A 17,502-nucleotide genomic window follows, 5' to 3' on the forward strand; every position below is an offset into this window, starting at 1 on the left:
GGCAAGCCCCATGCCCTTACCTGCCCTTGCCTGGCCTGCACGGCTGTTCGTCAGGACGCGTCCCCGCGGCAATCCCGGAAGGCAATCCTCATCGTGCCATGTTGAGCTCGGAGACCGGCATGGCGATGGTGCAGCGCAGGCCATCCGGCCCGAGGGCGAACGTGGTTTTCGCCTCGAGCTGGTAGGGCAGCGCCCGTTCGATCAGTTCGCGCCCATGTCCGGCGCTCTCGGCGGCTGACGGCGGCATGCGCACTCCGTTTTCGTGCCAGTCGATGTGAAGCCAGAGTTTCTGATCCTTTCCGGATTCGATATGCCAGCGAACGGAAAGCGCGGCGCCGGCCTGTCCCAAGGCTCCGTATTCGACGGCATTTGTCGCCAGTTCGTGCAGGGCCATCGTCAGCGTTTGAACGGTCGACGAACGCAGCTTCACGCCGGCGGGGCCGTCGAGCCGCACGCGGCCCATATCCGCATCCACCGCCGCCAGCTCCGCCCGGACCAGATCGTCGAAGGCGACCCTCTGCTGGTCGGTGAGGCGCGACAACAGGCCCTGGACCCTGCCGAGCGCGGACAGGCGACTGCCGAAATGCGTATTGAAATCCATCAGGTCCTTGCTCCTGCGGGCGGTGGTTTCGGCAACGGCGCGCACCACGGCCATCAGGTTTCTCGTGCGGTGCTGCAGTTCGGCGATCAGCACCTTCTGCCGGTCTTCCCATTGCCGCCGCTCGGTGGTGTCGGTTATCGCGCCCACCATTCGCACCGTCTGCCCCTGTTCGTCGTAGAAGAAGCGGCCGCGGCCATGCAGCCAGCGAACGGTTCCGTTCGGATGCAGGGTGCGAAACTCCGTGACGAACTCGCTGTGCGTCTCCCGCGCGCGCTGCAGCACGGCCTCCGCCTCCAGGCGGTCATCCGGATGAATGCGCGCGGACCAGCGTTCATAGCTGGGCGTCACCTCGTCGGCGCCGTAACCCAGCATGCGGAAGTGCGCGTCGCTCCAATGCACGTCTCCGGTCAAAACGTTCCAGTCCCAGAGCCCCAGGCCGCCGACCTCCACCGCCGTCCGCAGCCGTTCTTCGCTCGTCCGAAGCGCCGTCTCCACCCGCTCGCGCTCGATCAGGTCGGCCGCCTGGCGTGCCAGCACGTCGAGCAGCCGCAGTTCCCGCTGCGTCGGGGCGTGCACATGTCGCCAATGGGTCGACAACATTCCGATCAGCGCTCCGACCCGCGAGTGGAGCGGCGTGGTCTGCACCGCGCGGATTCCGGTCTGCCGGTAGTAGGCCAGGTCCGCCGTATCCTGCAGGAACTCGGCCGTCTCGATGTCCGAAACGACGACCCGCCGCCCGGTACGAAGGGCGAGCGCACAGGTGGAGGCTTGGTCCACGCTGACCCAATGCCAGAATTGCGCTGCCTCGTCGCTGAAGCCGCGATAGGAAAGCAGGCACAGCTCTCCGCCGTCCCCCCGATCGGCATGCAGCATCTGCAGGCTGGCGAATTGCGAACGCATGATGGCGGCCGCACCATCCAATATCGTGTCGTAGATGGCCTGCGGTCGTCCGTCCTTGATCAGTTCGAGGCTGATGGCCTGCAGCCGTTTGCTGTCTTTCAGCTCGGCCTTCATCTGTTTCCGGCTTTGACGGTGCGCGCTGGTCATCGGGCGCTCCCTTCTCGACGACACCCCGAGCGGGGCGATAGCCGTGCCGGGACGTTTCAGCTTACCGAGAACGTCCTGTCGCCGCCATCGTTCCAGCGTTGCGCCCTGAATCTCCGCGGATGACCGCCCCCCTGGAGATCGCCGTCAGTGCAGGGGCAAGCCCTGTTCGGCGGGCGCCGGCCACCATTGCAGGCGCCGTCCGATCGGCGCAGTATCCCGGCACGTCAATTGCGGGATCGATGCAGCCATGATCGAGGGCACATGTCATTGCGGCAATGCGAAATGGACACTGGAAGGCGACCCCGGCTCGATCACCGCCTGCAATTGCACGCTCTGCCGCCGCTACGGCACGCTCTGGGCCTATGACTACGAAGGCGAACGGATCACCCTTGCCGGGAAGACCACCTCCTACGTCCGCGCCGACGCGAAGAACCCGTCGCTGGAAATCCTGTTCTGCCCGACCTGCGCCGGCGTCGTCGCCTGGCGCAGCCTGCATCTCGACGACCGCGGCCGCCGGCGCATGGCCGTCAACCTCAGGCTGGCGCCGCCGGAACTGGTCGCCGACCTGCCCATCGACCATTTCGACGGTCTCGACACCTTCGAGGACCTGCCATCCGACGGCCGCTGCGTGCGCGACCTCTGGGCGTAGCGAGCCATCGACGGCCATGGCAGCAGGCTCACTCCAGATTCCAACTGCGCAGCCGATCAATGCGTCGCGAGCACCCTCGCCTCGACCGGCTGGTCGATGCCCTTGAGCACGAGCAAGCGCGTCGTCGCGCCCGTGGTCAGCGCCCCTGCCTCGGCGGCGGTCTCGGGCGAAATCAGGATCTCGCCGGCCTCGGCCTGGGATTCGAGCCGGGAGGCCAGGTTGACCGTGCCGCCGATTGCGGTGAAGTCGCTGCGGAAGCTCGAAAATTCGCCGATCTCGACATCGCCGCTGTGGATGCCGACCCCGACGCCGAGCGGCTGGCCTTGGAGCGCGTCGAGCTGCAGGCTGCCCAGTGCTGCCGCGCACAGACGCTGGATCTCCCGTGCCGCCAGGATCGCGGCTTGCGCGTGGTCCTTCCTGACGATCGGAAAGTTGAAGATCGCCATCAGGCCATCGCCCATCTGCTTGTTGACGATGCCGTCATGCGCCCAGATGGCCTCCGCGCAGCGATCCTGGAACAGGCTGACGATCTCGCTCAGCCTGGCCCGCTCGATCTGCCCCGAAAGATGGGTGAAGCCGCGGATGTCGGCAAACAGGATTGTCGCGTTCGCCGCCACATGGCTCTGCTTCTTGACGTAGCGGAAGGAGCGCTCGCAGATCGTACAGATGTTCGGGTTCATCTTGCTGCGGGTAATGCCGAAGGCGCGAAACGGCAGCGCCAGCGGCCCGCGAATGGGGATCGGCACATGCATCTGATCCCAGCATCCCCGGCAGATCCTGGCGTCGCCGCGCTGGGCCGGCTGGATGGTAGAGGCTTCGGTCATGGTCTGCATCTGCTCCGGCTCACATGGCCCGAGGGGCGTGGGCGAAGCTTCTGCCATTTGCCGCGCTTTAGCAACGGCTGGAATAATACGAGGCACCGGCCGTGGGACGCCGCCGTCACTCGGAAAACAGGTTCGCGGCCATCGATGAGGTCTCCCGCAGCGAGTTACAGCGACCTTTGCGCGTCCGATAAGACGCGGCGCTGTAATCCCGGCGCCTTCCTTCGAAGGCGACGGGCAGCGCGCGGATGTCATCACGCCTTCTTGACCGGCGGGATGACCCAGGAGCCGTCGAGGATGGACGGCGGGCTGTCGTCGGGCCAATAGAGCCGCATCATCAGGATGAACTTGTCCTTCGGCGCAGGCAGCCAGTTGCTCTCCTTGTCTGCTCCGGGGGACTCGTTCTGGATGTAGATATCCGTCGATCCGTCCGGGTTTGTCTTGAGGTCCTGCCGGGCGCTGATCGAGTAGCGATTGAGCGGATTGTCGACGAAGAAATATTTGTCGTCATACATGGTGATCGACCAGAACCCGCGCACCGGCGGCAATTGCCCCTTCGGGAAGGTGACGACGTATTTGTTCGCCCCGTGATAGGCGCGCGCAAACAGGCCGTCTTTCGATTTGAGCGAGGTCGGATAGATCGCATCGTGGGGGCGATTGGCGCCGAGGCCGATCGCCGTGACCAGCGCGCGCTGGAGATAGCCCGTCCCGTAGATGCCGGTCTTGGTGGTAAAGCCCCAGCCGTTGATATCCTGGACGTCGCCGTCGCTGAACTTGAAATGCAGCATGATGCGATGGAAGGCGATGCCGGGAATGCGCGAGACGAAAGCGGCATCGAGCTTGCTCTTGTCGAAATCCTGGCCGGGCACGATGCCGATCCCGGCGAACTTGGCGACCGCCTCCGCATCCGCAGCCGTCGGCGGATTGGTCTTCATCAGTTCGCAGAGCAGCGTGAAATATTCGACCGCGTCCATCCGGTTGACCTGTTCGCGCACCGCCGTCTTCATGTCGATATCCGGATCGACCTTGCCGGGCGGCGGCGTCCAGTCCTTGCCGTAGGCGCTGAGTGGCACCAGCTTGCACTGGTCCTGCAGCGCATGGACTGCCGCATAGTCCTCGGGCGTCCCGTCGCAATAGATGCGCCCGAGGATCCAGACGATGCTCGTCGGCGACTTGTACTCGGTCACGCCCTCGGGAATGGTGCCCTGCCAGCCGGGTCCGGTGATCGCATAGGACTGCGCGCCATCCCCTGTCGTCCGCCTGCCCGGCACCTGGAACACCGTCGTCCAGCCGTCGAGCATCGGAAACAGGAAGTAGCGATCCTTCATGTCCGGGATCGACAGCACCCAGGGTTCCTTGCCGACGTCGACGAAGGCGGTCGTGTAGAGCGTATCGGCGTTCGGCGCCGTCACGTCCTTGAAGGATGCGTTGGGATATTCCCGCAGCTTGATGATGTGGCCCATCGGCCCCTTGCTGCCTTCGGGCCGTTCCACATTCGTGATGACACGGCGCGTGATTTCCATCGTGACGAGCGGATAGCCGTAGATATAGGCGTCCACCGCCAACCAGAAATCGTCGGCCGCTTCGACCGGATCGAACAGCGGAGCATCCAGAGCATTTGCGGGTAAATGTGAAACCGTTGCGAGCAGGCCAGCGCCTCCCAAAGCGACGGCACGACGTGTCAAATCCATGTTTGCCTCCTTTTAACCCTCATGACGGAGGGAGGTTAGCATGGCCCGGTGAACACTACTAGACATTGTGTACGATTCAGCTTTCGCGTGAACTTCGAACGAGCGCGGCTGCCCCGCATGGCGGGGCAGCCCGGGATGCCTTGGACTGCGTGGCAGCCAGTCAGAACGACAGGCGGTTGCTGGACCAGACGGGGCCGAGGCGCTCTTCTTCCTTGAGCGTGGCGGAACCGTAGGAGAAGCGCAGGCCGCCGAAGATGGTGCTGGTGTCGCCGGACACCGATGCGTTCAGGCCCGAAAGCTCCTCGTTGGTATATTTGTAGCCGGCAAAGAGCGTGACCGGGACGGTGTCCAGCCGGTAGTTTGCCGTCAGCTTCAGGCTGCGCAGATCGTAATCGATGTCGTCCTCGCTGAGGCGATGGAGCGAGCCGTCGACGTCGAAGCGCAGATTGTCGGTCGCGTAAATGCGGGCGCCGAGCGAGCCCATATAGTGGTCGGCGTCGATGTCGTCGAAGTCTTCCACGCTCGCTTGGCCATAGCCGAACGCGCCATGCAGCGTCCAGGTATCGAGGAAATAGGCCCCTTCGACGCCACCCATGTAATCGTTGAGGTCGACACCGATGCCCGGATCGAGGCGCGCGCCCTGAACGAAGATGCCGGCCGCATAGAGTTCGGTGCGGTAGTAGCCGTGCAGCGCGCCGTCATAGCTGTTCGTATCGACATCCTCATAAGAAGCGCGCGTGTAGCCGAGATCGACCTGCAGGTTCATGCCGGCGCCGGAGTCGAAGTTCACGGCACCGCGCAAATCCCAGGCGCTGGTATCAATGTCGCCGGGCGTGTCGACGCCGCCCGCATAAGAGCCCTCGATATAGCCGGCAATGCCCCCGAGCGATTGCTCCACCGGCACTTCATAGGCGTCCTGCGTCCCGACGAGCGGACCGTCGATATCGGCAGCAGCCGCGATCGAAACACTCGAAAAAAGAAAAATGACGAAACCGCTAGCCCTGACCATTGCCCCACTCCGGTTGAAACCCCAGAGATAGGTAAGCGAACATGGTTAATACAATCTCTACGGGAAGACTGAAGGGCGCAGGCGGATAACCGCCATCCGCCTGCTCCGTTACCTCTGGCCCGGACAAGTCCCCTCTCCCCGCTTGGCAGGGAGAGGGCAAAGTCCTCGGGTTTAACCTGAGGAGAGGGGCAAGCTCCACCCACCCGAAATCCGGCGCAACAAGGGCGCCTTTCACTGCTTGGCGATCTTCTCGCGCAGGCGCTCCTCCTGCTCGGCGAGTTCCGGCGTCAGCGCCTCGCCGAAATCCTCCGCCTCGAAGATCGGACGGATTTCGATCTCGCTCGGGCCGGGCATCGGGTTCGGGCAGCGCTTCACCCAGGCGATCGCCTCGTCCATGTCCTTGACCGTCCAGATCCAGAAGCCGGCGACCAGTTCCTTGGTCTCGGCGAAGGGACCGTCGATGACAACGCGGTTCGGCCCGTCGAAGGCGACGCGGGCGCCCTTCGACGAAGGCTGCAGCCCCTCGCCCGCCTGCATGATGCCGGCATTCACCAGTTCCTCGTTGTATTTGCCCATGGCTTCGAGAAGCTCGGTCGTCGGCATCTTGCCCGCTTCGCTGTCCTCGGTCGCCTTTACAAAAACCACTACACGCATCGTCCATTCTCCTTTGTCACGCCGGTCCGGGTCGTTGCGACCTCTGGGGTGTCGGCGCGGTGAAACCCAACTAGTGCGAGCGGGATGCAGGCGAAAGACCTGCGCGGACCTTTTTCCTATCCCGCTCCGGTGAAGGAAGCCAAATTGGCCTCCCTGGCTAAATGACGAACGGGTGGCGATGGGTCCGACAGGGGTAGGAAGATTTTTTGCGAACGTTGACGAAGTTGGGCAAGCAGCAGGATGAGGCAGCATAAGCAGGAGCGCGAACGCATTCGCGGATCGGTGCGGGTTTGGTACTGGGAGGGCGGGAGAAACCCCGCTGCTCCTCTCGAAGCCCCAGTTGATCCCCTCGCCAAGCCTGTCCTCCCGGCTTGACTGAGAGCGCAACCACTTAATCCAGTCCCCGCTGCTCGCGCAAGATCATGGGCGCTCGACCTCCGCCCCGAAACACCGTAGGGCAGCGCTCAGCGATGCAGCTCCGCCAGCGCCTGCCGGAGATCGTCGATCGGCGTCTGGCCCGCCATCTTCTTGCCTTCCAGCTCCGGCGGCATCTTCCAGCCGGGATCGATGCCTTCCATGTTGGGCAGCTCGTGCGCGATGCCCTTGTGGCAGTCGATGCAGGTGGCCTTGCCGGAAAGCAGGTAGCGGGTATGGATCTCGGCCGCCCGCTGCGTCTGCTTCTGCAGGTCCATGGCGACGGAGGAGTGGCAGTTGCGGCATTCCAGGCTGTCGTTGGCCTTCATGCGCGCCCATTCGTGCTGCGCCAGTTCCAGCCGCTTCTCGAGGAATTTCGGCCTGGTGTTGATCGTGCCGAAGATCTTGCCCCAGACCTCCTTCGACGCCTGCATCTTGCGGGCGATCTTGTCGGTCCACTGGTGCGGCACGTGGCAATCCGGACAGGTGGCGCGCACGCCGGAGCGGTTGGAGAAGTGGATGGTGCGCGTCAACTCCTGGTAGACGTTGTCATGCATCTCGTGGCAGGAGGTGCAGAACTTCTCGGTGTTGGTGAGTTCCAGCGCCGTGTTGAACGCGCCCCAGAACATCACGCCGCCGATGAAGCCGCCGAGCGTGAGGAAGCCGAGGCCCAGCGTGCCGGCCGGCGTCGCCATGATCCGCCAGGCCCAGAGGATAGCTTTCCTGATCCATGCGATCATGTCGTCACTCGCTTCCGGCCGGCTTGAAGCCCAACTCGCTCATGTCCTTGAAGTTGCTCGGCACCAGCGGGCTGGTGTCCGCCTGCGGCACGTGGCAGGCGGTGCAGAAATAGCGCCGCGGCGAAACGTCGGCGATCATCTGTCCGTCGCGCGTCATGTAATGGGTGACGCTGATCATCGGCGCGCCGGAGTCCTGGGTGAACTCGCGCTTGTGGCAGGAAAGGCAGCGGTTGGCATTGACCGAAAGCTCGTAGCCCTCGATCGAATGCGGAATGACCGGCGGCTGGTCGGGATAGGCGCGCATCTTGCGCTTGTCGTCGACCACCCATTTCGGCAGCGGTGCTGCCGCCTCCGTCGCCATCTGCGGCGTCGGCCCTTCGAGCTGCGGCACCAGCTTTTCCGCCACCTGAGCCACGGCGGCGGTCGTGACGAACACCATCAGTCCGGCGGCGATCGCCATCCAGACGGATCGCGTCGGGCCGGTGCCGGCAGAGGTCAGAAGCGGTTTTGGAACGGCCCCGAAACGACGAGACAGGACGTTTCCGCAAATCCGCTTCAGCCGAGAAAACCCTAGAGGGTGACGGGAAGAATCTTGACCGCGCATTTTTTGAAATCCGTCTGTTTGGAGATGGGATCGGTGGCGTCGAGGGTAACCTTGTTGATCAACTGGCTGGCATCGAACCAGGGAACGAAGACGACGCCGGGCGGCATGCGGTTGCGGCCGCGGATATCGACGCGCGAGCGAATTTCGCCGCGCCGCGAGACGATGCGCACTTCCATGCCCTGGTTGATGCCGCGCTTGCGGGCGTCCTCCGCATTCATGAAGACGCGGGCGCCGGGAAACGCCTTGTAGAGCTCCGGCACCCGCATGGTCATCGAGCCCGAATGCCAATGTTCGAGCACGCGGCCGGTGACCAGCCAGGTGTCGTATTCCTCGTCCGGGGACTCGGCCGGCGGCTCGTAGGGCACGGCGAGGATGACCGCCTTGCCGTCCTTGTTGCCGTAGAACTTCACGCCGTCGCCCGCCTTCACATAGGGGTCGAAGCCTTCGCGGTAGCGCCACTTCGTCTCCTGGCCGTTGACGACGGGCCAGCGCAGGCCGCGCACCTCGTGATAGGTGTCGTAGGGCGCCAGGTCATGGCCGTGGCCGCGGCCGAAGGTGGCATATTCCTCGAACAGGCCCTTCTGGATGTAGAAGCCGAATTCCTTGGCCTCGTTGTTGTCGTATTCGGCGCTGACCTCGGTCAGCGGGAAGCGGTCGACCTCGCCGTTCTTGAACAGAACCTCGAACAGCGTCTTGCCGCGATAGTCAGGATTGGCGTCGAGGATTTCCTTCGGCCACACCTCGTCGGTTACGAAGCGTTTGGAGAACTCCACCATCTGCCAGAGATCCGAGCGCGCCTCGCCGCGCGCCTGGACGAGCTGGTGCCAGACATGGGTGCGCCGCTCGGCATTGCCGTAGGCCCCCTCCTTTTCCACCCACATGGCCGCGGGCAGGATCAGGTCGGCGCTCATCGCGGTGATCGTCGGATAGGCATCCGAAACGACAATGAAATTGTCCGGGTTGCGATAGCCCTGCCAGGTCTCGTTCGAGGTGTTCGGTCCCGCCTGGACGTTGTTGTTGACCTGCACCCAATAGAAATTGAGCTTGCCGTCCTTCAGCATCCGGTCCTGCTGCACGGCGTGATAGCCGGGCTTTTCCGGGATGATGCCGTGCGGAATGCGCCAGATCTCCTCCGCATGCTTGCGGTGCTCGGGGTTGGTGACCACCATGTCGGCCGGCAGGCGGTGCGCGAAGGTGCCGACCTCGCGCGCGGTGCCGCAGGCAGACGGCTGGCCGGTCAGCGAGAACGGGCTGTTGCCGGGCTCGGAGATCTTGCCGGTCAGCAGATGCAGGTTATAGACCATCTGGTTGGCCCAGACGCCGCGCACATGCTGGTTGAAGCCCATGGTCCAGAGCGACATGACCTTGCGGTTGGGGTCGGCATAGAGCTCGGCGAGCTGCTTCAGGAATTCCGGATCGACGCCGGTCAGCTCGACGGTCTTTTCCAGCGTGTATTCCGAAACGAATTCCTTGAACGCCTCGAAGTCGATCGGCTCGGTCTTGCCCGGATCCTTGGAATTGGCGGCGTTGACCTCGACCGGATTGTCGGGCCTCAGGCCATAGCCGATATCGGTCACGCCGCGGGCAAACTTGGTGTGCTTGTTGACGAAGTCCTCGTTGACCTTGCCGCTCTCGATGATGTGGTTGGCAATATAGTTGAGGATCGCCAGATCCGTGCCCGGCTTGAAGACGATGGGGATATCGGCGAGATCCATGCTGCGATGGGTGAAGGTCGAAAGCACCGCGACGCGCACATGCGGCTGGCCGAGGCGCCGGTCGGCGACCCGCGTCCACAGGATCGGGTGCATCTCCGCCATGTTCGAGCCCCAGAGCACGAAGGCATCGGCGTTCTCGAAGTCGTCGTAGCAGCCCATCGGCTCGTCCATGCCGAAGGTGCGCATGAAGGCGACGGCGGCGGACGCCATGCAGTGGCGGGCGTTGGGGTCGAGGTTGTTGGAGCGGAAGCCCGCCCGCATCAGCTTCGTCGCAGCATAGCCCTCGAAGATCGTCCATTGGCCGGAGCCAAACATGCCGAGAGCCGTCGGCCCCTTCTCCTTCAGGACCTTCTTCGCCTGCTCGGCCATCACGGTGAAGGCCTCGTCCCAACTCACCGGCTCGAACTCGCCGTCCTTGGCGTAGACGCCTCCGCGCTTGCGCAAAAGCGGCGTCGTCAGCCGGTCCTTGCCATACATGATCTTGGAGAGGAAATAGCCCTTGATGCAGTTGAGGCCGCGGTTGACCTCCGCCTGCATGTCGCCATGGGTGGCGACTACCTGGCCCTCCTTCACGCCCACCATCACGCCGCAGCCCGTGCCGCAGAAGCGGCACGGCGCCTTGGACCATTTGATCTCCAGCGCGCCAACACCGCCCGGCACCGGCTGGGCGGCCGCAGGCAGGGCAATGCCGGCCGTAGCGGCGGCGATGCCGGCCGCATGGGCCTTCAGAATGTCACGCCGCGTCAGTTCTCCGCTCATGGCTCCTGCCCTTCCTCTTCCATTTCGACATGCTCGAAAACCATGTTGGCCGAGATCACGCCATCAAGCAGCGAGATCCTCGACAGGCATTCGCCGAGCGCGCCCGTACTTCCGCCTTCGATGACGACGACGATCTTGCCGCCGCCATGGCCATGGATTTCGACGTTTTCCATTCCCTGAAGCGTCGCGATCACCGCCTCGGTGCTGTCAGGCATCGTGGCGACGACGACGCTCGATATGTGGTAGGGCGTGCCCGCCCGTGCCGTCGGGGCCTCAGACATGAGCCACCTCCGCTTCCGGTGCCTTGACCGCGATCGCGCTGACCGGACAGCCGCCGAGGCAGGCGCCGCAGCCGGTGCATTTGGCCTCGTCGATCTCGGGCAGGAACGGCCCGCCGATGACAGGGCGAAAGCGGATGGCCTGCTCGGGACAGCTTTCGCCGCAGGACTGGCAGGCGACGTTGCGGCGTGCCAGGCACGTGTCGGTGATGGCGGCCACATGGGGGAAGCGCCGCACGTCCTTCTCGGCGAACACCGGCTCCGGACAGGCGTCCGCGCAGGCGCCGCAGAAGGTGCATTCGCCGCGCGCGAAATCGATGAAAGGAAGGCCGTCGGCAAGACGGATTATGCCGGTGGGACATCGTTCAGTGCAGGCGCCGCAGCCGGTGCAGGCACGAAGGCTCAGCTCCGAAACCCCCGGCGGCCGGATGCGGACCGGCTTCGGCGCAGCGCGGCCGGTAAAGAGTTCACGGCGGGAAAGAGGTTCGGCGCCCATGGCTCGCCTCAATGCCCGGGCGGGCCCGGCGGGCCGAAGACGATCTGCAGCATCCAGACCAGGAAGCCGTAGCCGCCGACCACGCCGACGGCGACGATCGGCCAGATGCCGAAGGCGAGCACCAGGAAGGTGATGAGCTCCGCGCGCCGCGACCGTGGCCGGTTTTCAATCGGCTGCTGCTGAACGATCTCTGACATTCCAGCGTCCCCCAACACAATCTGCGGTAAGATGCGTCACCCGAAATAAAAATCAATCCCATGACTTCCGGATGACACATCTGCGTCTTCCCGCAACGTAAATGCCGGGCAGGCGGGGACATTGATCTGTGTCAAATTGACAAGACGCAAAAACAAGAAAAACGACGGCGATTTACGGATCAGGCTCCTTTTTTACTCGCTAGAATCGGTCGAGTTTACGATCCCAGTTCAATTTCCGCTCAAAAATCCGGCGATCCGGGCTCGATTGCGATTTCGGCGAAGGCTCGGGAGTCATCGCCGAACGCGGGCTTCGACGCGCCGCAACGCTTGCCGCCAGCCACCACCAGACCCTGCTCACCTGCAACCTATGGCTTTACATCTCTCCATGGATCAGCCGCGAAATCGCACGCGCTGAGGTGCGTCAGCGCAGGAACGCTGCTGAACGGCGCAAGACGACAAAGCTCGGGGACGGGTCCAGCGTCGCATCAGGTTTGTCGACTGATGCCTGCCTGGTCCGATTTAAGCTCGCGATGAGCCATCACGTCCCATCTTGGGGCCCTCTCGTCGTTTTGCCAGCTTGCCGCCTGCCACGCCAATCGCAAGCGCGACGACGGTCAGCACACCCGCGACCGCGAAGGTGACCTGCATGCCCGTCGCGACCGCCGCGGGCGCGGCCGTGGCGATATCGGCGGCAGCCGTCGCCGAGGCAAAAACCGCCCCCATCACCGAGGCGCCGGTGACGAGACCGAGGTTGCGCGAAAGGTTCAGCAGGCCCGAAACGACGCCGCGCCGGTCGGCTGCGACATCGGTCATGACGGCCGTGTTGTTGGCCGCCTGGAAGAGCTGATAGCCGGGCGTCAGCAGCGCGATCGCCGCGATATAGCCCGCGACGCCGGCCAAGCCAGGCAGAACGGCCAGCGCAAGGCAGCCAGCCGTCATTGCCACGAGACCCGCAACGACAATTGCGGCCGCCCCCAGCCGATCGACGATCCGGCCGGCGACCACGCCGCCGAAGGCCGAGATGACCGGGCCTATCGACATGACCAGCCCGACCAGCGCCGCATCGAGCCCGAGCCCGCGGGAGAGATAGAAGGGCCCGACCACCAGCGTCGCCATCATGACCGTCGAGACCAGCGCGTTGGTCGCAAGGCCGGCGTTCAAGCCCGGATCGCGAAACATCGAAAGCCGGATCAGGGGCGAGGTTACCCTTGCCTCGACCAGCAGGAAGAGCCCAAGCCCGAGAGCGGCGGCCGCAAGCAGCGCGATGTTGAGCATGCCGAAACTGCCGCGCCCCATGGTCATCGCCAGCGCATAGGCGCCGAGCGAAAGCGCCAGCAACAGCGTGCCCGGCACATCGAACCGGGCGGGCGCCCTGCCCTCGGCCTTCCGGTCCGCAGGCAGGTGCCGATGGGCGAGAAAGAGCACCGCAAGCCCGAGCGGCACGTTGACGAGAAAGATCGCCCGCCAGCCCGGGCCGGCAATCAGCGCGCCGCCGAGCGAAGGCCCGAGCGCGGTGCCGACCGCCGACATGGTGCCGAGTAGCCCCATGGCGCTGCCGGTCCTCGCCTTCGGCACCGCCTCGCCGACAAAGGCCATGGTCAGCGCCATCATGATTGCCGCGCCAATGCCCTGCACCGCCCGCGCCGCGATCAGCAGCGCAAAGCCCGGCGTGAGGCCGCAGATGACCGAGGCGGCGGTGAAGAGCGCAATGCCGGCAACGAGCAGCCGCCGGCGGCCGACGATGTCGCCGAGCCGCCCGACGCTGACGATCAACGTGGTGATCGCCAGCAGATAGGCAAGCACCACCCACTGCACCGCCTGAAAGGACGCACCGAAGGCGTCGGCCAGCGCCGGCAGCGCGACATTGGCGCTGCTGGTGCCGAGCGAGGAAAGCAGCATGGAAAGCGAGAGGCTGGCGAGCACCCAGCGAAGGGAGGGCGCCGGAGCGGCCGGGGCCATCGCCGTGTCTGTCGCGGTCATCGGCCACCTCCCGCGCGCAAGGCGTCGCGACGCGCAAATCCCGCACAGGAAATCACGGAAAAACAAACGGATAGAGCGACTTCGTGACTCTGTTTGTGCGGCAATCTCCTGCCATCGGACCGGGAGATCAGGGACATCGAAAAACGGCCAAGGGGCACGAGCGCCAGCCGGCGTATGAGCATCGGGAAACCCTCCAAAATCGGTTTCCCGCGAACCTAGTGTCTCGACGTATGGGGCGGAAGACGCAGCATTTGCACTTCATTCGTGCGTTTGACGCCACATCACGATCGAACTCGTGTTATGAGAGGCGATGACCAGACCCGACCTCAACCTGCTCGTGACCCTCGATGTGCTGCTTTCGGAAGGCAGCGTCGCCCGCGCCGCGAGGCGCCTGCAACTCAGCCCCTCCGCCATGAGCCGGGCGCTGGCGCGGCTGCGCGAGGCGACCGGCGATCCCTTGCTCGTGCGCGCCGGCCGCGGCCTCGTGCCCACGCCGCGCGCGCTGGAGCTTCGCGGCCGTGTCGGCCCGCTGGTTGACGCGGCCGAAGCCTGCCTCCGCCCGGCCGAAAGCCTCAACCTGAAGACGCTCACCCGCACCTTTACGCTGAGGAACCGCGAGGGCTTCGTCGAGAATTTCGGCCCTGATCTGATTGCCCGCGTCAATGCGGAAGCGCCCGGCGTGCGCCTTCGCTTCGTGCAGAAGCTCGACCGGGAAAGCAGCCCTCTGCGCGAAGGCGGCGTCGACCTCGAAACCGGCGTCGTCGGCGAAGCGACCGGCCCGGAGCTTCGCGCCCAGGCCCTCTTCCACGACCGCTTCGTCGGCGTCGTCCGCTCCGGCCATCCGCTGGCCAATGGCGAGATCACGCCCGCCCGCTACGCTGGAGCCCGCCACATCCACGTCTCCCGCCGCGGCAACGACACCGGCCCGGTCGACGCGGCCCTTCACGCCCTCGGGCTCGAGCGCGACATCGCCGCATCCGTCGGCAGCTTCTCCGAAGCCCTGGCGCTTGCCCGCGCCACGGATCTGATCGCCAGCGTGCCCGAACGCTACACCGGAACGCTCCGCGCAAACCTCTTCACCTTCCCGCTGCCGGTCTCTCTGCCCGAAATCACCATCTCGCTGCTCTGGCACCCCCGCCTGGATGCGGATCCGGCGCATCGGTGGTTGCGCGGCTGTGTGAGGGAGGTGTGTGGGAGCGGCGCGCGTTCGGCGTCTTAAATTAGGCCCCCCATTACCTCACGCGCGCTCCGAAACGGCATTCCTGGCGACGGCTGGCGCTGCCTCGTACCAGCCCTTGGATCTGTTCACGATCCAGACGACCGACAGCATCACCGGCACCTCGATCAACACTCCGACGACGGTGGCGAGCGCTGCGCCCGACTGGAAGCCGAAAAGACTGATGGCGGCGGCAACGGCAAGCTCGAAGAAGTTCGAGGCGCCGATGAGAGCCGAGGGACCGGCGACGCAATGTTTCTCGCCCGACAGGCGATTGAGCAGATAGGCGAGCCCGGCGTTGAAATAGACCTGCACGAGGATCGGCGCCGCCAGAAGAGCAATGATCGTCGGCTGCGCGATGATCTGTTCGCCCTGAAACCCGAACAGCAGCACCAGCGTTGCCAGCAGGGCGACCAATGAGGCCGGCTGAACCTTCGCCAGGAAGCGATCGAGCGCCGCGGACGAAGCGTTCGCCAGGAGACGCTTGCGAAGCACCTGCGCGATGATGACGGGAACGACAATGTAGAGGGCGACCGACAGCACCAAAGTTGCCCATGGCACGGTGATCGCGGAGAGCCCGAGCAGAAGCCCGACGATGGGCGCGAAGGCGACGATCATGATCGCGTCGTTGAGCGCCACCTGGGAGAGCGTGAACAGCGGTTCGCCCTTCGTCAGGTTCGACCACACGAATACCATCGCCGTACAGGGCGCTGCGGCGAGGATGATGAGGCCGGCTATGTAGGAATCGATCTGATCGGCCGGCAGCAGCGGCCGGAAGAGCCAGCCGACGAACAGCCAGCCGAGCAGCGCCATCGAAAACGGCTTGACCGCCCAGTTGATGAGAAGCGTCACGCCGATGCCGCGCCAATGGCTTCCGACATTGGAAAGCGACCGGAAGTCGATCTTCACCAGCATGGGAATGATCATCAGCCAGATGAGGATGGCGACCGGTATGTTGACCTTGGCGATCTCGGCAGCGCCAATCGCCTGAAACACACCAGGCATGAGGTGGCCGAGCGCTATGCCCGCCACGATGCAGATCGTGACCCAGAGGGTCAGGTATCGCTCGAACGCCGACATCACGAAGCCCTCCGCTCGGTCGCGCCTTCCATGCCGCCGATCTCGCGCAGATGGCGCTCCAGCACCATGCGGTCGATCGATGCCAGCGGCAGGTTGACGAAGGCCGTGATGCGGTTCTTCAGGAACTTCGCGGCCTCGGCAAAGGCCCGCTGGATCTCGCCCTCGCTTCCTTCGACGGCGGCCGGATCCTCGATGCCCCAATGGGCCGTCATCGGATGACCGATCCACACCGGACAGGCCTCCCCGGCAGCGCTGTCGCAGACCGTGAAGATGAAATCCATCTGCGGGGCGCCGGCGCCGGAGAACACGTCCCAGCTCTTCGAGGACAATCCGTCCGTCGGATAGCCGAGCGCTTCGAGCTCCCGGATCGCGTGCGGGTTCACCTGCCCCTTCGGCTGGCTGCCGGCAGAATAGGCGCGAAAGCGACCCTTCCCCTCCTTGTTGAGGATGGCTTCGCCGAGAATGGAGCGGGCGGAATTGCCCGTGCACAGGAAGAGCACGTTGTAGATGCGGTCAGACATGGCGGTTTGTCCCGTTAATGCGAGGGGTCCAGGAGAAGGAGTTCATCGGGTGCGGACGGCGGGCGAAAGAACGACCGGACGGCTGCCTGCTTTCGCCGATCGGTCATGCCTTCGCTCCCGCCGGTGCGCAGCACGACGCCGCAGCGACGGCGGGGGCGCAGATCTCGGGATGGCCGCCGCAGCAGTCCTCCATCAGGAAGCGGACCAGCCCGCCAAGCGCGTCATAGCCGGCCCGGTAGATGATCGAGCGGGATTCGCGTTGCTGCGTGATCAGCCCCGCTCTCTCCAGTTCCTTGAGATGAAAGGAGATATTCGAGGGCGATACCTCCACCCTTTCCGCCAGCGCCCCCGCCGCCATCCCGTCCGCGCCGGCGACGACGAGCAGGCGGACGATCTGAAGGCGGGTCTCCTGGGAAAGCGCTGCGAAGGCAGCGAGGGCTTGACGCTCATCCATATTTCAATAATCCTTGAATAGTTGAAATGAGGATTAGCCCAAATGAATGCTCTCGACAAGTCCAAAATCGGCGACCACGACCTCAGCCTCGCCGACTTCATCAGCGCGCTCGGGACCGCCCGGGATCTGCCGCTGGTGTTTCACTACGACGGCCATGCGGTGAGATCCGGCTACCACGTCACGGAGGTCAAGGCCGGCCAGTTCTCGGCCCTCGATTGCGGCGCCAATCCGGAGGCCTGGTCCGAGATCTTCGTGCAGCTATGGGACGTCGAGGAAGCCGGCCGAACGCATCTTTCCGCCGGAAAATTCTCGGCCATCGTCCGCAAGGTCTCCGAACACGTTCGCCTCGACGTCACCGCCCGCCTGACCTTCGAGGTCAGCGACGGCGTGCGCCCGATGCAGCTCTACTGCGCCGGTGCCCCCGTATTGAAGGATGGCGGTATCCACGTCCACCTGCAGCCGCGACCGGCAAGCTGCAAGCCGCGCGACCGCTGGTTGGCCGAAGCCGCCCCGGCTCAGGCCTGCTGCGGCCCCAAGGAGAACGCTGGCGGCTGCTGCCCGTAGAGCAAATTTTCG

At 64.6% G+C, this 17,502-nt stretch carries 18 protein-coding genes; 3 read left to right on the forward strand and 15 right to left on the reverse strand.

The genetic code is table 11. The features are described 5' to 3' along the window. Positions 1 to 88: 88 nt before the first annotated feature. Positions 89 to 1,615 (reverse strand): sensor histidine kinase, encoded by a 1,527-nt coding sequence (locus BHMPCIPO_RS12300; RefSeq protein ID WP_246304303.1) that lies wholly within the window; start codon positions 1,613 to 1,615, stop codon positions 89 to 91. Positions 1,616 to 1,895: 280 nt separating this feature from the next. On the opposite strand from BHMPCIPO_RS12300, the gene BHMPCIPO_RS12305 reads away from it, so the two are divergent. After that, a complete protein-coding gene (locus BHMPCIPO_RS12305) occupies positions 1,896 to 2,297 on the forward strand; it encodes a GFA family protein (RefSeq protein WP_173517010.1) in 402 nt (133 codons plus the stop codon). Positions 2,298 to 2,353: 56 nt separating this feature from the next. Here the strand turns inward: BHMPCIPO_RS12305 and BHMPCIPO_RS12310 are convergent, their stop codons facing one another. From BHMPCIPO_RS12310 to BHMPCIPO_RS12360, 11 genes are all read right to left on the reverse strand, one after another. Then, positions 2,354 to 3,121, reverse strand: coding sequence for an adenylate/guanylate cyclase domain-containing protein (locus BHMPCIPO_RS12310; protein WP_173517011.1), 768 nt, complete (start codon positions 3,119 to 3,121; stop codon positions 2,354 to 2,356). Between the two features lie 251 nt (positions 3,122 to 3,372). Beyond that, positions 3,373 to 4,809 (reverse strand): DUF1254 domain-containing protein, encoded by a 1,437-nt coding sequence (locus BHMPCIPO_RS12315; RefSeq protein WP_173517012.1) that lies wholly within the window; start codon positions 4,807 to 4,809, stop codon positions 3,373 to 3,375. Between the two features lie 160 nt (positions 4,810 to 4,969). Beyond that, entirely contained in the window at positions 4,970 to 5,818 is an 849-nt protein-coding gene (locus tag BHMPCIPO_RS12320; RefSeq protein WP_173517013.1) for a hypothetical protein, read from the reverse strand. 231 nt (positions 5,819 to 6,049) lie between these two features. Continuing rightward, a complete protein-coding gene (locus BHMPCIPO_RS12325; RefSeq protein ID WP_173517014.1) occupies positions 6,050 to 6,472 on the reverse strand; it encodes a YciI family protein in 423 nt (140 codons plus the stop codon). 464 nt (positions 6,473 to 6,936) lie between these two features. Further along, positions 6,937 to 7,626, reverse strand: coding sequence for a NapC/NirT family cytochrome c (locus BHMPCIPO_RS12330; RefSeq protein WP_173517015.1), 690 nt, complete (start codon positions 7,624 to 7,626; stop codon positions 6,937 to 6,939). A gap of 4 nt (positions 7,627 to 7,630) precedes the next feature. Beyond that, complete coding sequence (locus BHMPCIPO_RS12335) at positions 7,631 to 8,086, reverse strand: nitrate reductase cytochrome c-type subunit (RefSeq protein WP_173517016.1); 456 nt, start codon at positions 8,084 to 8,086, stop codon at positions 7,631 to 7,633. Between the two features lie 110 nt (positions 8,087 to 8,196). Beyond that, positions 8,197 to 10,704 (reverse strand): periplasmic nitrate reductase subunit alpha, encoded by a 2,508-nt coding sequence (napA, locus tag BHMPCIPO_RS12340; protein WP_173517017.1) that lies wholly within the window; start codon positions 10,702 to 10,704, stop codon positions 8,197 to 8,199. After that, positions 10,701 to 10,985, reverse strand: a complete 285-nt coding sequence (locus tag BHMPCIPO_RS12345; RefSeq protein WP_173517018.1) for a chaperone NapD — start codon at positions 10,983 to 10,985, stop codon at positions 10,701 to 10,703. The genes napA and BHMPCIPO_RS12345 overlap by 4 nt, the downstream gene beginning before the upstream one ends. Further along, a complete protein-coding gene (gene napF / locus BHMPCIPO_RS12350; RefSeq protein WP_173517019.1) occupies positions 10,978 to 11,478 on the reverse strand; it encodes a ferredoxin-type protein NapF in 501 nt (166 codons plus the stop codon). Before napF ends, BHMPCIPO_RS12345 begins: the two co-directional genes overlap by 8 nt. A gap of 8 nt (positions 11,479 to 11,486) precedes the next feature. Further along, positions 11,487 to 11,675: a periplasmic nitrate reductase, NapE protein gene (napE, locus tag BHMPCIPO_RS12355; RefSeq protein WP_173517020.1), complete on the reverse strand. Its 189-nt coding sequence runs from the start codon at positions 11,673 to 11,675 to the stop codon at positions 11,487 to 11,489. A gap of 519 nt (positions 11,676 to 12,194) precedes the next feature. Then, entirely contained in the window at positions 12,195 to 13,655 is a 1,461-nt protein-coding gene (locus tag BHMPCIPO_RS12360) for an MFS transporter (RefSeq protein WP_173517021.1), read from the reverse strand. A gap of 310 nt (positions 13,656 to 13,965) precedes the next feature. On the opposite strand from BHMPCIPO_RS12360, the gene BHMPCIPO_RS12365 reads away from it, so the two are divergent. Then, on the forward strand, positions 13,966 to 14,874 hold the full coding sequence (locus BHMPCIPO_RS12365; protein WP_173517022.1) for a LysR family transcriptional regulator: 909 nt from the start codon (positions 13,966 to 13,968) through the stop codon (positions 14,872 to 14,874). A gap of 18 nt (positions 14,875 to 14,892) precedes the next feature. Here the strand turns inward: BHMPCIPO_RS12365 and arsB are convergent, their stop codons facing one another. The 3 genes from arsB to BHMPCIPO_RS12380 form a co-directional block, all read right to left on the reverse strand. Further along, on the reverse strand, positions 14,893 to 15,951 hold the full coding sequence (arsB, locus tag BHMPCIPO_RS12370) for an ACR3 family arsenite efflux transporter (protein WP_173517023.1): 1,059 nt from the start codon (positions 15,949 to 15,951) through the stop codon (positions 14,893 to 14,895). Beyond that, positions 15,951 to 16,472, reverse strand: coding sequence for an arsenate reductase ArsC (locus tag BHMPCIPO_RS12375; RefSeq protein ID WP_173517024.1), 522 nt, complete (start codon positions 16,470 to 16,472; stop codon positions 15,951 to 15,953). Before BHMPCIPO_RS12375 ends, arsB begins: the two co-directional genes overlap by 1 nt. Before the next feature lie 103 nt (positions 16,473 to 16,575). Beyond that, a complete protein-coding gene (locus BHMPCIPO_RS12380; protein WP_173517025.1) occupies positions 16,576 to 16,926 on the reverse strand; it encodes an ArsR/SmtB family transcription factor in 351 nt (116 codons plus the stop codon). A 42-nt stretch (positions 16,927 to 16,968) separates the two neighbouring features. Between BHMPCIPO_RS12380 and BHMPCIPO_RS12385 the strand changes: the two genes are divergently transcribed. Beyond that, a complete protein-coding gene (locus tag BHMPCIPO_RS12385) occupies positions 16,969 to 17,490 on the forward strand; it encodes a DUF6428 family protein (protein WP_173517026.1) in 522 nt (173 codons plus the stop codon). Positions 17,491 to 17,502 lie beyond the last annotated feature (12 nt).

The organism is Ensifer sesbaniae, from assembly GCF_013283665.1.
GTDB classification, from domain to species: domain Bacteria; phylum Pseudomonadota; class Alphaproteobacteria; order Rhizobiales; family Rhizobiaceae; genus Ensifer; species Ensifer sesbaniae.

Excerpts from the sequence above, each read along its gene's own strand:
- BHMPCIPO_RS12365 (WP_173517022.1), top strand. The coding sequence starts at position 13,966 with ATGACCAGACCCGACCTCAACCTGCTCGTGACCCTCGATGTGCTGCTT.
- napF (WP_173517019.1), bottom strand. The coding sequence starts at position 11,478 with ATGGGCGCCGAACCTCTTTCCCGCCGTGAACTCTTTACCGGCCGCGCT.
- BHMPCIPO_RS12335 (WP_173517016.1), bottom strand. The coding sequence starts at position 8,086 with ATGGCGATCGCCGCCGGACTGATGGTGTTCGTCACGACCGCCGCCGTG.
- BHMPCIPO_RS12300 (WP_246304303.1), bottom strand. The coding sequence starts at position 1,615 with ATGAAGGCCGAGCTGAAAGACAGCAAACGGCTGCAGGCCATCAGCCTC.
- arsB (WP_173517023.1), bottom strand. The coding sequence starts at position 15,951 with ATGTCGGCGTTCGAGCGATACCTGACCCTCTGGGTCACGATCTGCATC.
- BHMPCIPO_RS12305 (WP_173517010.1), top strand. The coding sequence starts at position 1,896 with ATGATCGAGGGCACATGTCATTGCGGCAATGCGAAATGGACACTGGAA.
- napA (WP_173517017.1), bottom strand. The coding sequence starts at position 10,704 with ATGAGCGGAGAACTGACGCGGCGTGACATTCTGAAGGCCCATGCGGCC.
- BHMPCIPO_RS12330 (WP_173517015.1), bottom strand. The coding sequence starts at position 7,626 with ATGATCGCATGGATCAGGAAAGCTATCCTCTGGGCCTGGCGGATCATG.
- BHMPCIPO_RS12310 (WP_173517011.1), bottom strand. The coding sequence starts at position 3,121 with ATGACCGAAGCCTCTACCATCCAGCCGGCCCAGCGCGGCGACGCCAGG.
- BHMPCIPO_RS12380 (WP_173517025.1), bottom strand. The coding sequence starts at position 16,926 with ATGGATGAGCGTCAAGCCCTCGCTGCCTTCGCAGCGCTTTCCCAGGAG.
- BHMPCIPO_RS12375 (WP_173517024.1), bottom strand. The coding sequence starts at position 16,472 with ATGTCTGACCGCATCTACAACGTGCTCTTCCTGTGCACGGGCAATTCC.
- BHMPCIPO_RS12385 (WP_173517026.1), top strand. The coding sequence starts at position 16,969 with ATGAATGCTCTCGACAAGTCCAAAATCGGCGACCACGACCTCAGCCTC.
- BHMPCIPO_RS12315 (WP_173517012.1), bottom strand. The coding sequence starts at position 4,809 with ATGGATTTGACACGTCGTGCCGTCGCTTTGGGAGGCGCTGGCCTGCTC.
- BHMPCIPO_RS12320 (WP_173517013.1), bottom strand. The coding sequence starts at position 5,818 with ATGGTCAGGGCTAGCGGTTTCGTCATTTTTCTTTTTTCGAGTGTTTCG.
- napE (WP_173517020.1), bottom strand. The coding sequence starts at position 11,675 with ATGTCAGAGATCGTTCAGCAGCAGCCGATTGAAAACCGGCCACGGTCG.
- BHMPCIPO_RS12360 (WP_173517021.1), bottom strand. The coding sequence starts at position 13,655 with ATGACCGCGACAGACACGGCGATGGCCCCGGCCGCTCCGGCGCCCTCC.
- BHMPCIPO_RS12345 (WP_173517018.1), bottom strand. The coding sequence starts at position 10,985 with ATGTCTGAGGCCCCGACGGCACGGGCGGGCACGCCCTACCACATATCG.
- BHMPCIPO_RS12325 (WP_173517014.1), bottom strand. The coding sequence starts at position 6,472 with ATGCGTGTAGTGGTTTTTGTAAAGGCGACCGAGGACAGCGAAGCGGGC.